The 12,487-nt window shown below is 72.1% G+C and carries 13 protein-coding genes; 9 read left to right on the forward strand and 4 right to left on the reverse strand.

All coding sequences use genetic code 11. The features are described 5' to 3' along the window. Positions 1-99: 99 nt before the first annotated feature. The gene (locus JF597_RS37070; protein ID WP_294005897.1) at positions 100-699 is read right to left on the reverse strand and encodes a TetR/AcrR family transcriptional regulator; all 600 of its coding nucleotides are present in this window, start codon (positions 697-699) and stop codon (positions 100-102) included. A gap of 86 nt (positions 700-785) precedes the next feature. Here JF597_RS37070 and JF597_RS37075 point away from each other — a divergent pair, with 86 nt between their 5' ends. From JF597_RS37075 to JF597_RS37090, 4 genes are read left to right on the forward strand one after another with little or no spacing between them, the layout of a single operon-like run. Further along, on the forward strand, positions 786-2,402 hold the full coding sequence (locus tag JF597_RS37075) for a carboxyl transferase domain-containing protein (protein ID WP_294005900.1): 1,617 nt from the start codon (positions 786-788) through the stop codon (positions 2,400-2,402). Between the two features lie 11 nt (positions 2,403-2,413). Beyond that, entirely contained in the window at positions 2,414-4,336 is a 1,923-nt protein-coding gene (locus tag JF597_RS37080; protein ID WP_294005903.1) for an acetyl/propionyl/methylcrotonyl-CoA carboxylase subunit alpha, read from the forward strand. After that, positions 4,333-5,280 (forward strand): hydroxymethylglutaryl-CoA lyase, encoded by a 948-nt coding sequence (locus JF597_RS37085; RefSeq protein WP_294005906.1) that lies wholly within the window; start codon positions 4,333-4,335, stop codon positions 5,278-5,280. Before JF597_RS37080 ends, JF597_RS37085 begins: the two co-directional genes overlap by 4 nt. A 5-nt stretch (positions 5,281-5,285) precedes the next feature. Then, complete coding sequence (locus JF597_RS37090; RefSeq protein WP_294005909.1) at positions 5,286-6,446, forward strand: acyl-CoA dehydrogenase family protein; 1,161 nt, start codon at positions 5,286-5,288, stop codon at positions 6,444-6,446. 72 nt (positions 6,447-6,518) lie between these two features. On the opposite strand, the gene JF597_RS37095 is transcribed toward JF597_RS37090, so the two are convergent. Beyond that, the gene (locus JF597_RS37095; protein ID WP_294005912.1) at positions 6,519-8,099 is read right to left on the reverse strand and encodes an MFS transporter; all 1,581 of its coding nucleotides are present in this window, start codon (positions 8,097-8,099) and stop codon (positions 6,519-6,521) included. Between the two features lie 136 nt (positions 8,100-8,235). On the opposite strand from JF597_RS37095, the gene JF597_RS37100 reads away from it, so the two are divergent. Next, entirely contained in the window at positions 8,236-8,799 is a 564-nt protein-coding gene (locus tag JF597_RS37100; RefSeq protein ID WP_294005915.1) for a helix-turn-helix domain-containing protein, read from the forward strand. Further along, positions 8,796-9,329, forward strand: coding sequence for a PaaI family thioesterase (locus tag JF597_RS37105; protein ID WP_294005918.1), 534 nt, complete (start codon positions 8,796-8,798; stop codon positions 9,327-9,329). The genes JF597_RS37100 and JF597_RS37105 overlap by 4 nt, the downstream gene beginning before the upstream one ends. A 30-nt stretch (positions 9,330-9,359) precedes the next feature. Here JF597_RS37105 and JF597_RS37110 read toward each other — a convergent pair whose 3' ends face one another. Together JF597_RS37110 and JF597_RS37115 are read right to left on the reverse strand one after the other, a co-directional pair. Next, the gene (locus JF597_RS37110) at positions 9,360-9,737 is read right to left on the reverse strand and encodes a hypothetical protein (RefSeq protein ID WP_294005920.1); all 378 of its coding nucleotides are present in this window, start codon (positions 9,735-9,737) and stop codon (positions 9,360-9,362) included. 17 nt (positions 9,738-9,754) lie between these two features. Then, positions 9,755-10,372, reverse strand: a complete 618-nt coding sequence (locus JF597_RS37115) for a helix-turn-helix domain-containing protein (RefSeq protein ID WP_294005923.1) — start codon at positions 10,370-10,372, stop codon at positions 9,755-9,757. A 143-nt stretch (positions 10,373-10,515) separates the two neighbouring features. On the opposite strand from JF597_RS37115, the gene JF597_RS37120 reads away from it, so the two are divergent. The 3 genes from JF597_RS37120 to JF597_RS37130 form a co-directional block, all read left to right on the forward strand. Next, on the forward strand, positions 10,516-10,977 hold the full coding sequence (locus tag JF597_RS37120) for a cupin domain-containing protein (protein WP_294005926.1): 462 nt from the start codon (positions 10,516-10,518) through the stop codon (positions 10,975-10,977). Further along, positions 10,974-11,318 (forward strand): hypothetical protein, encoded by a 345-nt coding sequence (locus JF597_RS37125; RefSeq protein ID WP_294005930.1) that lies wholly within the window; start codon positions 10,974-10,976, stop codon positions 11,316-11,318. Before JF597_RS37120 ends, JF597_RS37125 begins: the two co-directional genes overlap by 4 nt. 273 nt (positions 11,319-11,591) lie before the next feature. After that, on the forward strand, positions 11,592-12,487 hold an 896-nt coding region (locus JF597_RS37130; protein WP_294005933.1), incomplete at its 3' end, for an ABC transporter substrate-binding protein.

Here is a 12,487-nt window from a genome sequence, read left to right on the forward strand (position 1 = left end):
GCTCAGATCCAAGGTACCGGCGGGTAGGCCGACGGGTCCAGGGCGGGAACCCCGCCGCGGGGGTAACGCTCGTCACGCCTGACGGCAGACCTCCGGCCGTCACTCCTCCGCCGCCGCACCGAAGGCGCCCCTCGCCATGCGGTGCAGGAGGACCGCTGTGGCGCCGCGGCCCGGGAGGGAACCCGGTCGGCCCAAATGCGGGGTGGAGTTCAGGAGGCCGAAGACGGAGTGGACCGCCGAGCGGGCCGCGGGCTCGGGGAGCGCCGGGTAGACGCCGCGGACCACCTCCACCCACAGTTCGACGTACTGCCGCTGGAGCTGCCGCACCAGCTTGCGGTCGCTGTCGCGCAAGCGGTCCAGCTCCCGGTCGTGCAGGGTGATCAGTGGACGGTCGTCGAGGGCGAAGTCGATGTGACCCTCGATGAGGGAGTCCAGGACCGCCGAGGGCGCGGTGTCCCCGTCGGCCTCCGCCAGGCGGCGCTTGGCCCCCGTCAGCAGCTGCCCGCTGATCCCCACCAGCAGCTCCGCGAGCATCGCGTCCTTGCCCGCGAAGTGCCGGTAGAGACCGGGCCCGCTGATGCCGACCGCGGCCCCTATCTCGTCCACGCCGACCCCGTGGAAGCCGCGCTCGGCGAAGAGCCGGGCGGCCTCCTTGAGGATCTGCTCGCGGCGGGTCGGGGCGTCGGTTCTCGTGACCATGAAGGCAATTCTAGACAGGGTGGTTAGCGGTCGTTAACCTGAAGGCAATGCGTTAACGCTCATTAACAAGGTGAGGGGATCGCGGCATGGACCAGGCACCGGAGCTGACGAGCGCGGCGGACCCCGCGTCGGAGGCCTTTCGGGCCAACGAGGAGGCGCACCGCGTCCTCGTCGAGGAGCTGCGCGCCAAGCTCGCCGCGGCCGCGCTCGGCGGCGGCGAGAAGGCGCGGGCCCGGCACACCGCACGCGGCAAGCTGCTGCCGAGGGACCGGGTGGACGCCCTGCTCGATCCGGGGTCGCCCTTCCTGGAGCTGGCCCCCCTGGCCGCCGACGGGATGTACGACGGCGCGGCCCCGGCGGCCGGCGTGATCGCCGGGATCGGCCGGGTCAGCGGCCGCGAGTGCGTGATCGTCGCCAACGACGCCACGGTCAAGGGCGGCACGTACTACCCGATGACCGTGAAGAAGCACCTGCGGGCGCAGGAGGTGGCGCTCGACAACCGGCTGCCGTGCGTGTACCTGGTCGACTCCGGCGGCGCCTTCCTCCCCCTGCAGGACGAGGTCTTCCCGGACCGCGACCACTTCGGGCGGATCTTCTACAATCAGGCCCGGATGTCGGGGGCGGGCATCCCGCAGATCGCGGCCGTGCTCGGGTCCTGCACCGCCGGTGGCGCGTACGTCCCGGCGATGAGCGACGAGGCGGTCATCGTCCGGAACCAGGGCACGATCTTCCTCGGCGGTCCGCCCCTCGTGAAGGCCGCGACCGGCGAGGTCGTCACCGCCGAGGAGCTGGGCGGCGGCGAGGTCCACTCCCGGGTCTCCGGTGTCACCGACCACCTCGCCGAGGACGACGCGCACGCGCTCAGGATCGTCCGGAACATCGCCGCCACCCTCCCGGCCCGGCGCGCGCTGCCCTGGGAGGTCGCGCCCGTCACCGAGCCCAAGGTCGACCCCTACGGCCTCTACGGAGCCGTCCCCGTCGACTCCCGCACCCCCTACGACGTCCGCGAGATCATCGCCCGGGTCGTCGACGGCTCCCGGTTCGCCGAGTTCAAGGCCGAGTTCGGGCAGACCCTGGTCACCGGCTTCGCCCGCATCCACGGCCACCCGGTCGGCATCGTCGCCAACAACGGCATCCTCTTCTCCGAGTCGGCCCAGAAGGGCGCCCACTTCATCGAGCTGTGCGACCAGCGCGGCATCCCGCTCGTCTTCCTGCAGAACATCTCCGGCTTCATGGTCGGCAAGGACTACGAGGCCGGCGGCATCGCCAAGCACGGCGCGAAGATGGTGACGGCGGTGGCCTGCACGAGGGTCCCGAAGCTGACCGTCGTCGTGGGCGGTTCCTACGGCGCCGGCAACTACTCCATGTGCGGCCGGGCCTACTCCCCCCGCTTCCTGTGGATGTGGCCCAACGCCAAGATCTCGGTGATGGGCGGCGAGCAGGCCGCCAGCGTGCTGGCCACGGTCAAGCGGGACCAGCTGGAGGCACGGGGAGAGTCCTGGCCGGCCGAGGACGAGGAGGCCTTCAAGGCGCCCGTCCGCGCCCAGTACGAGCGCCAGGGCAACGCCTACTACGCGACCGCCCGCCTCTGGGACGACGGGGTCATCGACCCCCTCGACACCCGGCAGGTGCTGGGACTGGCCCTGACGGCCTGTGGCAACGCGCCGCTGGGTGAGCCCCAGTTCGGCGTCTTCCGGATGTGAGGAGGGGACTCGTGTTCGACACCGTACTCGTGGCCAACCGGGGCGAGATCGCCGTCCGGGTCATCCGCACGCTGCGCTCGCTGGGCGTCCGTTCGGTGGCCGTGTACTCCGACGCCGACGCGGACGCGCGGCACGTCCGCGAGGCCGACACCGCGGTCCGGATCGGTCCGGCGCCGGCCGGCGAGAGCTACCTGTCCGTGGCGCGGCTGCTGGAGGCGGCCGCGCGCAGCGGCGCCCAGGCCGTCCACCCGGGCTACGGCTTCCTCGCCGAGAACGCGGGCTTCGCGCGGGCCTGCGAGGAGGCCGGGCTGGTCTTCATCGGCCCGCCGGCCGAGGCGATCGCGCTGATGGGCGACAAGATCCGGGCGAAGGAGACGGTGAGTGCGGCCGGGGTGCCGGTGGTGCCCGGCGGCCGTGACCCCGAACTGGCCGACGCGGCACGCGCGCTGGGCGCACCGGTCCTGCTCAAGCCCTCGGCCGGCGGCGGCGGCAAGGGCATGCGGCTGGTGCGCGACCTGGATGTCCTGGACGACGAGATCGCCGCCGCCCGCCGCGAGGCCCGCGCCTCCTTCGGCGACGACACCCTCCTCGTCGAGCGGTGGATCGACCGCCCCCGGCACATCGAGATCCAGGTGCTGGCCGACGGCCACGGCAACGTCGTCCACCTCGGCGAGCGCGAGTGCTCGCTCCAGCGCCGGCACCAGAAGGTGATCGAGGAGGCGCCCTCGGTCCTGCTCGACGAGGCGACGCGGGCCGCGATGGGCGAGGCCGCGGTGCAGGCGGCGCGCTCCTGCGGGTACGTCGGCGCGGGCACGGTGGAGTTCATCGTGCCGGGCGGCGACCCTTCGTCGTACTACTTCATGGAGATGAACACCCGCCTGCAGGTGGAGCACCCGGTCACCGAGCTGGTCACCGGCCTGGACCTGGTGGAGTGGCAGCTGCGGGTGGCGGCCGGGGAGCGGCTCGGGTTCGGGCAGGAGGACGTCCGGCTGACCGGGCACGCGGTGGAGGCCCGGATCTGTGCCGAGGACCCGGCGCGCGGTTTCCTGCCCACCGGCGGCACCGTGCTGCTGCTGCGCGAGCCGTCGGGGGACGGTGTCCGCACCGACTCCGGGCTCAGCGAGGGCACCGAGGTCGGCAGCCTGTACGACCCGATGCTGTCCAAGGTGATCGCGTACGGCCCGGACCGGGAGACCGCGCTCCGGAAGCTGCGCGGGGCCCTGGCGGAGACGGCCACCCTCGGCGTGCAGACCAACGCCGGGTTCCTGCGCCGGCTCCTCGCCCATCCGGCGGTGGTGGCCGGGGAGCTGGACACCGGGCTGGTGGAGCGGGTGGTGGACGACCTGGTCTCCACCGACGTACCGGACGAGGTCTACGAGGCGGCGGCGGCCGTACGGCTCCAGGCGCTCAGGCCGGTGGCGGCGGACGGGCGCTGGACGGACCCCTTCGCCGTGCCCAGCGGCTGGCGCCTCGGCGGCACTCCCAAGTCCGTCGGCTTCCACCTCCGGGTGCAGGACCCGGTGGAGTACGCCCCGCGCGGCACGCACACCGTCACCGCCGGCCGCGTGTCCGTCACCCTGGACGGCGTCCGCCACACCTTCCACCGCGCCGCCGACTGGATCAGCCGGGACGGCGACGCCTGGCAGGTCCGCGACCACGACCCGGTCGCCGCCTCGCTGAACCGCACCGCGCACGCCGGCGCCGACTCGCTCACCGCGCCCATGCCCGGCACGGTGACCGTCGTGAAGGTCGCCGTCGGGGACGAGGTCACCGCCGGGCAGAGCCTGCTGGTGGTGGAGGCGATGAAGATGGAGCACGTCATCTCCGCGCCGCACGCCGGCACGGTCGCCGAACTCGACGTGAAGCCGGGTGCCACGGTCGCCATGGACCAGGTGCTGGCCGTGATCGCCCCGCACGAGGAGGAGACCGCATGACCGCCCCGGAGAGCGCCCTCCCCATGGTCGTCCCGGCCACGGATCTGCCCGCCCGGGTCCGGATCCACGAGGTCGGCGCGCGCGACGGCCTGCAGAACGAGAAGACGGCCGTACCGACGGCCGTGAAGGCGGAGTTCGTCCACCGCCTGGCCGACGCCGGCCTGACGACGATCGAGGCGACCAGCTTCGTCCACCCCAAGTGGGTGCCCCAACTGGCGGACGCGGAGGACCTGTTCCCCCGGCTCGCCGATCTCCCGGGGGTCGCCCTCCCCGTCCTGGTCCCCAACCAGCGGGGTCTGGACCGGGCCCTGGACCTCGGCGCCCGCCGGGTCGCCGTCTTCGCCAGCGCCACCGAGTCCTTCGCCAGGGCCAACCTCAACCGTTCGCTGGACGAGTCCCTGGCCGTCTTCGACCCGGTCGTCCGGCGGGCCAAGGACGCCGACGTGCACGTCCGCGGCTACGTCTCGATGTGCTTCGGCGACCCCTGGGAGGGAGCGGTCCCGCTCCACCAGGTGGTCCGGGTCTGCAAGGCGCTGCGCGACATGGGCTGCGACGAGCTGAGCCTCGGCGACACGATCGGCGTGGCCACCCCCGGTCACACCCTGGAGCTGCTGTCCCTCCTCAACGAGGAGGGCGTGCCGACGAACGTCATCGGCGTGCACTTCCACGACACCTACGGCCAGGCGCTCGCCAACACCTACGCGGCCCTGGAACACGGCGTGACGACGATCGACGCGTCCGCCGGCGGGCTCGGCGGCTGCCCGTACGCCAAGTCCGCCACCGGCAACCTCGCCACCGAGGACCTGGTCTGGATGCTCCAGGGCCTCGGCATCGAGACCGGAGTCGACCTCGGCGCACTCACCGCCACCAGCGTGTGGATGGCCGAACAACTGGGCCGACCCAGCCCGTCCCGTACCGTCCGCGCCCTCTCCCACCAGGAGTGACGACCATGGACCACCGCCTCTCCCCCGAACTGGAAGAACTCCGCCGTACGGTGGAGGAGTTCGCGCACGACGTCGTGGCGCCGAAGATCGGCGACTTCTACGAGCGGCACGAGTTCCCGTACGAGATCGTCCGCGAGATGGGCCGCATGGGCCTGTTCGGCCTGCCGTTCCCCGAGGAGTACGGCGGAATGGGCGGCGACTACCTGGCCCTCGGCATCGCCCTGGAGGAGCTGGCCCGGGTCGACTCGTCGGTGGCGATCACGCTCGAGGCGGGGGTCTCGCTCGGTGCCATGCCGATCCACCTCTTCGGCACGCCCGAGCAGAAGCAGGAGTGGCTGCCGCGGCTCTGCTCCGGCGAGATCCTCGGCGCCTTCGGCCTCACCGAGCCCGACGGCGGCAGCGACGCGGGCGCCACGCGTACGACGGCCCGCCTGGACCCCGCCACCGACGAATGGGTGATCAACGGCAGCAAGTGCTTCATCACCAACTCGGGGACGGACATCACGGGTCTGGTCACCGTCACGGCGGTGACCGGCCGCAAGCCCGACGGCAAGCCGCTGATCTCGTCGATCATCGTCCCCTCCGGTACCCCCGGCTTCACGGTCGCCGCCCCCTACTCCAAGGTCGGCTGGAACGCCTCCGACACCCGTGAGCTGTCCTTCGCCGACGTCCGGGTCCCCGCCGCCAACCTGCTGGGCGAGGAGGGCCGCGGCTACGCCCAGTTCCTCCGCATCCTCGACGAGGGCCGCATCGCCATCGCGGCCCTGGCCACCGGCCTGGCCCAGGGCTGCGTGGACGAGTCCGTCAAGTACGCGAAGGAACGGCACGCCTTCGGCCGCCCGATCGGCGCCAACCAGGCCATCCAGTTCAAGATCGCCGACATGGAGATGAAGGCCCACACGGCCCGCCTGGCCTGGCGGGACGCGGCCTCCCGGCTGGTGGCCGGCGAGCCCTTCAAGAAGGAGGCGGCCCTCGCCAAGCTGTACTCCTCCACCGTCGCCGTGGACAACGCCCGCGACGCCACCCAGGTCCACGGCGGCTACGGCTTCATGAACGAGTACCCGGTGGCCCGCATGTGGCGCGACTCCAAGATCCTGGAGATCGGGGAGGGCACGAGCGAGGTGCAGCGGATGCTCATCGCCCGGGAGCTGGGGCTGGTGAGCTGAGGCCGGCCGGCGGCGCGGACTCCGGCACGCCTCGGTGCCGGAGCATGCTCGCGGCCGCGTCCGCGTCGCGCGTCAGCTCCCCGTGGCCGTGCCCGTGATGTGGTGCGGCCGGTTGCGCACCAGCAGGGCCGAGGCCAGGGCCGCGCACAGGAAAACCGCGGCGACGACGGCCATGCCGAGGTGGACACCGGAGGTGAAGGCGTCGCCCACCGCGGCGGTCACGCCCGGCGGGGTCGTGCCGTGACCGCCGGTGCCCGTGGAGACGGCGTGCTCGACGGCGGGCCACGCCGCCCGGGGGACGTGGTGGGCGTCGAGCCGGTCGGGCAGCCGGGACCGGAGCCGGCCGGCGAGCAGGGCGCCGAGGAGCGCGGTGCCGGTGACGGACCCGATCTGGCGGAAGGCGTTGACGGCTCCGGAGGCCATGCCGGCGTGTTCGTGGGAGACGCTGACCAGCGCGGCGGCGGTGCTCGGCGCGGCCACCATCCCGGACGCGGCGCCGAAGAGCACGTACAGCCACCACACCCGGGCGTAGGAGGTGGCCGGCTCCAGCGTGGTGAATCCGGCCGTGGCGGCGGCGCCGACGAGGAAGCCCACGGTGAGCGGGAGCTTGAAGCCGGTACGCCGGATCACGCGTCCGGTCGCGTAGGCGACGACGACGTAGACGCCGAAGAAGGCCAGCAGTCGCCAGCCCACGTCCAGGGCGGAGAGGTGCTGGACGCGCTCGTAGAAGAGCACCGAGAGGATGGCCACCCCGGTGAAGCCGAACAGGGAGACGGCAGCGACGAACATGACGGCGCTGAACGACGCCGACCGGAACAGGCTCATGTCCAGCATGGGGGTGCGGGCGGCCCGCTCGACGAGGACGAATCCGCTCAGGGCCGCGGCCGCGACGGACCAGGCGATCAGGATCCGGGGGCTGGTGTAGCCGTCGTGTCCGCCTTCGATGAGGGCGTAGACGAGGGCGGCGATGCCGAGGGCGGCCAGGATCTGCCCGGGGACGTCGAGCTTGCCGGCCGGGCCGCGCGACTCGGTGACGAAGACGGCGGCGGCCATGGTGACGACCGCGAGGGCGGCGGTCGACAGGAAGACCGTGTTCCAGTGGAAGTGGTCGAGCAGGGTGCCCGCGATCAGCGGGCCGGCGGCGAGCCCGATGCCGGAGGCGGCCGCCCAGGCCGTGACGACCTCGGTGCGCCGGTGCGGATCCGGGAAGGCGGCGCCCAGGACGGCCAGGCTGTTGGGCAGGATGAGGGCGCCGCCGAGGCCGGAGACGAGCTGGCCTGCGATGACGCCTCCGGTCGAGCCCGCGGCGTAGACGGTGAGCGACCCGATGATCATGACCGCGGCCCCGGCGAGGAAGGCGCGCTTGCGGCCGTAGAGGTTGCCCATGGTGCCGGCGGACATCACCAGGCTGGCCACGAGCAGGGTGTAGGCGGAGGGGATCCAGACGAGGCCGGTCGGGGAGACGTGCAGGTCGTCCTGGATGGCCGACAGCGCCGACACCGACGCGGTGATCAGCAGGAAGGTCGTCATGGCGCCCAGGCACATCGCGACGAGGGTGACGGCCGCCGCGCGCCGGGAGGGCTGCTGGGCGGGGAGCCGGCCGTCGGCCGCCGGCTCGAGGCGGCCCGGGGCGGGAGAAGGGGTGGAAACCATCGTGTCCTCGTCTCAGCCGAGCTGCGGGTAGCGGGCGGGGCGCCACGGGAGGCCCGAGCTGACTTACGGTTGGATAAGTCAGCAGTGACGCTATAGGCTGGCTTCGCATGAGGCAAGTCAGGTGGAGGGTGAAGCGATGACGGACCTGCTGCGGGAACGGGACGCGTGGTCCATGGCCAACTGCTCCGTCGCCCGGACCCTGGAGATCGCCGGCAACAGGACGGCGTTGCTGATCCTGCGCGAGGCGTTCTTCGGCACCCGCCGGTTCGACGACTTCGCCAGACGGGTGGGCATCGGCGAACCCACCGCCTCGGTACGCCTGAAGGAACTGACCGCCGCCGGGCTCCTGGAACGCGTGCCCTACCAGGAACCCGGCCAGCGGACCCGGTACGCCTACCGGCTGACCGAGAAGGGGCGGGACTTCCTGCCCGTGCTCACGGCGTTGCGGGATTGGGGCGACACCTGGGCGGCGGACGAGCAGGGGCCCCCGCTGGTCGTGCGCCACAAGGACTGCGGCGCCGCGGTGCACGCGGTGCTGCGCTGCGACGAGGGCCACGACGTGCGGCGCGGGGAATCGGTCGTCGACGCCGGCCCGGGTCTCATCCGTGTCGGCCCGGACGGCCCCGGACCCGACGGCGACCGGGACACCCGCGGGACGGCCACGCCGTCCGCGCTCACCCACCACGAGGAGTTGCCTTGACGCTCGACTTCCGCCCCGGGCAGGAGCCCAGGTCACGCACGTTCGGCTGGGAGGACCCCGCCCTCTCCGCCGGCGCCGTCCCGCACCACAGCGGCCTCGGCTTCCTCCGCGAGATCCTGGCCGGCCGCCTGCCCGCCCCGCCGATCGCCGCCGCCCTGGGTTTCACCCTGGAGGAGGCCGAGTACGGCCGGGCGGTCTTCGCACTGGTGCCGGGCGAGGAGCACTACAACCCGATAGGCAGCGTCCACGGCGGCGTCTACGCCACGCTCCTCGACTCCGCGGCCGGCTGCGCGGTGCAGTCCGTGCTGCCGCAGGGCACCGGCTACACCTCGATCGACCTGACCCTGAAGTTCCTGCGCCCGATCACCGTCGACACCGGCAAGGTCCGCGCCACCGGCACCGTCCTCAACAGCGGCCGCCGCACCGCCCTCGCCCAGGCAGAACTCCGCGACTCCGAGGACCGCCTCCTGGCCCACGCCACCAGCAGCTGCATGCTCTTCCCGGTGGGGGGCCGCCAGGAGGGCAGGTGACCCGCCCCTCCGGCGGCGGGGACCGGTCCGTCAGTCCGGCAGGCAGGAGCGGAACCGGTGGAGCAGTTCGCGTGCGTCAGGGCTCTCCGCGTCGAAGGTCTGCGTCTGTTGTCCGGCGGGTAGACCCGGCCCCCGGACACGGGCACCGTGACAGCGGAAGCAGAAGGCGATCTCGAAGAGCCGACTGGTGGAGCCGTGCGCCCGGATTCCCCAGCCCGGGAGGAAGCAGCGGTACGGCTCGCTTCCCGGCAGGCCGGAGATCAGGGACAGGGCCTGCCGGGCTTCGTCCCCCTCCCAGATCGCGACGGTGTCGCCGGCCAGGTCCTGCGAACCGAGGTGCCTGACGGGGTCGGTGATGCGGACGACCTCGACGAGTTCGGTCTTTCCGTGAGTCAGCGGCAGCAGCATGCCCCCAGCCTCTCCGATCACGCGGCGGGGCCCGCGGGGATGGCCGCAACCGCTGCCGCGGTCATCTGCCGTGCCGTCGTCACCAGGCCGGCGACCGCGTCGTCAGGGGTCAGGCCGCAGAGGTCGATCAGAGCGAACAGCGACTCGGCGCTGATCACGAGGACGAGACCACGTACCAGTTGTTCCACGTCCGCGTGGAGCGTGGGGTCACACCTGTCGGCCCACGGGGCGAGAGCGTGCCTGATGAGTCCGAAGCGGTGGGCGGGACGGTCCTTGGCCGTCGAGGGTTTCGCAAGGGTGGCGGCGACGACCACCCGGACGGCGCCCTGCCTGCGCAGCACCGCCCGGCCCAGGATCTCCGCGGCCTGCCCGATCCGCTCGACCGGGTCGTCGCTGCGCGTCGCCGATCGCAGGACCGCGACCAGATCCTCCGTCATGACGGCGGCACGCAGGAGCGAGAGGAGATCGGGAAAGTAGCGATAGGCGGTCGCTTCCGAGACCCGCGCCTCGGCCGCGACCTTCGGCATCGTGATCTCCGCCCCGGTGTCGGCAAGCTCGCGGGCCGCCGCCACGATCGCCGACCTGGTGCGTTCCATCTGACTGCTGAGCCCGTTCGGGCGACTCCGCTCGGCCATGATCGTCCTTTCCTGCCGACCCAGAGCATAACGGCGAGACCACCTCCATGAGAGTCGACTCTTTTTTTGAGAGCAGACTTGCATGGAGATCCGGACCGATCATATGGTCCTGGTGTTCGCAACCACCCAGGCAGGGAGGCTTCATGGCCAAGGTGTCGATCATCAGGCCCGGCGAGGGCGAGCTCATCGCCAGCGGACCGTCGACGATCCGGATCCTCGAGGACGGCAGCAGCACCGAACACCGGCTGGGAATGGCTGAGATCACCATCCCCCCGCACACCCCGGGCCCGCCGCAGCACCGCCACGCACAGCACGACGAAGGCTTCTACGTGCTGTCCGGCCGCGTGCGGTTCACCGTCGGGCAGGACGACCACGACGCCGAAGCCGGCACATGGGTCATGGTCCCGCCGGGCGCACCGCACACCTTCGCCAACGTGACCGACGAGACCGCGGTCATGCTCAACACCTTCACCCCGGACCTGTACGTGCAGTACTTCCGCGACCTCAAGGCGATGGTCGAGTCCGGGCAGCCGTTGTCGCACGACACCGTCGCGGCGGTCTGGACGAAGTACGGCACCGAACCGTCGACCGACTACGCCGGGTGAACGCCCTGTCGGCGGCCAACGCGGTCGCCGCTGTCGCGAGCATCGCCTTCGCGCTGGTGGGAGGGGTGCGCCCGGCGGCGCTGAGCCAGAGCGGCACGCCGAGCGCCGGGGAACGTTTCTACGGCTGGATGTATGCGACCAGGGCAGTGCCGCTGGGGCTGGCGGCCCTCTTCGCGCCGATCGCGTGGCCGGGGCCGGCCGGTTCGCTCATCCTCTCCGCGGCCGCCGCGGCCCAGGTGGGCGACGCCGCCATCGGGGTCGCCACGCGCAAGTGGACGATGATCGCGGGCGCCTCGCTCCTGACGGCCGTCCACGCCGCGACGGCCGTCGCCACGGCGTGAGCCGGTTTCACGGGGTCCGCCTCCCGGCCGGCGGCCGGGTACGCACGCCGTGACCGGCACCGGCGACCGCTTGTGCGCCCTGTAACGCCCCATCAGCTCGGTGCTCCGCGCCTGGCCCGCCCGGCCGTTGGGCCCGGCACAGCTACCGCATTCGTCCCCGGTGGCCGTGAACGGACGCCGCAGGGACCGGACCTGGACATTATCTGAGGTTAGGCTAACCTAATCTCGGTCCCGTCCAGCGGTGTTCCCGCGCGTCCGAAAGCAGCCACAGCCATGTCCAACGTCAGAGCAGCCCACCTCACCCGCCGTGGCGTCCTCGCCGCCGGTGGCGCCCTCGGTCTCGGCGCCGCGCTTGCCGCCTGCGGTGACGACGGCACAAGCGGTGGCTCCTCCGGCAAGGAGACGACGGCCGCCGCCAAGTCCGGTCCCTGGACGTTCAAGGACGACCGGGGCACCACGGTGAAGCTGGACAAGATCCCGGCGAACATCGTCGCGTTCGTCGGCGTCGCCGCCGCGCTCCACGACTACGGCATCAGCGTCAAGGGCGTCTTCGGGCCGACCAGGACCAAGGCAGGCAAGGCCGATGTCCAGGCCGGGGACATGGACATCAGCAAGCTGACCGTCCTCGGCAACGAGTGGGGGCAGTTCAACGTCGAGAAGTACGCGGCGCTGGCGCCGGACGTCCTCGTCACCACCATGTTCGACGGCGCCGGCACCCTCTGGTACGTCCCGGAGGAGTCCAAGGACAAGATCGCCAAGCTCGCCCCGAGCGTCGGCATCTCGGCCTACGACCGTCAGCTGACCGTCCCGCTCCAGCGCGTCTGGGCGCTCGCCGAGTCGCTCGGCGCGGACATGACGGCGAGCAACGTGACCGCCGCGAAGAAGCGGTTCGAGGAGGCGTCGTCCCGGCTGCGCGCCGCCGCCAAGGCGCACCCCGACATCACGGTGATGGCCGGTTCCGCCGCCCAGGACCTGTTCTACGTCTCCGGCTCCGACCTCTCCGTGGACCTGGAGTACTTCAAGGCCCTCGGCGTGAACCTCGTCGAGCCCTCGGCGTCCGTGCTGAAGGCGAGCGGCGGCTGGTACGAGTCGCTGAGCTGGGAGAACGTCGACAAGTACAAGGCCGACATCATCATGATGGACGACCGTACGGCGACCATCCAGCCCGC

This window comes from Streptomyces sp., from assembly GCF_019510245.1.
In the GTDB taxonomy this organism is placed as follows: Bacteria; Actinomycetota; Actinomycetes; order Streptomycetales; family Streptomycetaceae; genus Streptomyces.

Bases quoted from the DNA above. Each gene is read 5' to 3' on its own strand.
- JF597_RS37070 (WP_294005897.1), bottom strand. From the start codon at position 699: ATGGTCACGAGAACCGACGCCCCGACCCGCCGCGAGCAGATCCTCAAG.
- JF597_RS37075 (WP_294005900.1), top strand. From the start codon at position 786: ATGGACCAGGCACCGGAGCTGACGAGCGCGGCGGACCCCGCGTCGGAG.
- JF597_RS37085 (WP_294005906.1), top strand. From the start codon at position 4,333: ATGACCGCCCCGGAGAGCGCCCTCCCCATGGTCGTCCCGGCCACGGAT.
- JF597_RS37090 (WP_294005909.1), top strand. From the start codon at position 5,286: ATGGACCACCGCCTCTCCCCCGAACTGGAAGAACTCCGCCGTACGGTG.
- JF597_RS37095 (WP_294005912.1), bottom strand. From the start codon at position 8,099: ATGGTTTCCACCCCTTCTCCCGCCCCGGGCCGCCTCGAGCCGGCGGCC.
- JF597_RS37100 (WP_294005915.1), top strand. From the start codon at position 8,236: ATGACGGACCTGCTGCGGGAACGGGACGCGTGGTCCATGGCCAACTGC.
- JF597_RS37110 (WP_294005920.1), bottom strand. From the start codon at position 9,737: ATGCTGCTGCCGCTGACTCACGGAAAGACCGAACTCGTCGAGGTCGTC.
- JF597_RS37115 (WP_294005923.1), bottom strand. From the start codon at position 10,372: ATGGCCGAGCGGAGTCGCCCGAACGGGCTCAGCAGTCAGATGGAACGC.
- JF597_RS37120 (WP_294005926.1), top strand. From the start codon at position 10,516: ATGGCCAAGGTGTCGATCATCAGGCCCGGCGAGGGCGAGCTCATCGCC.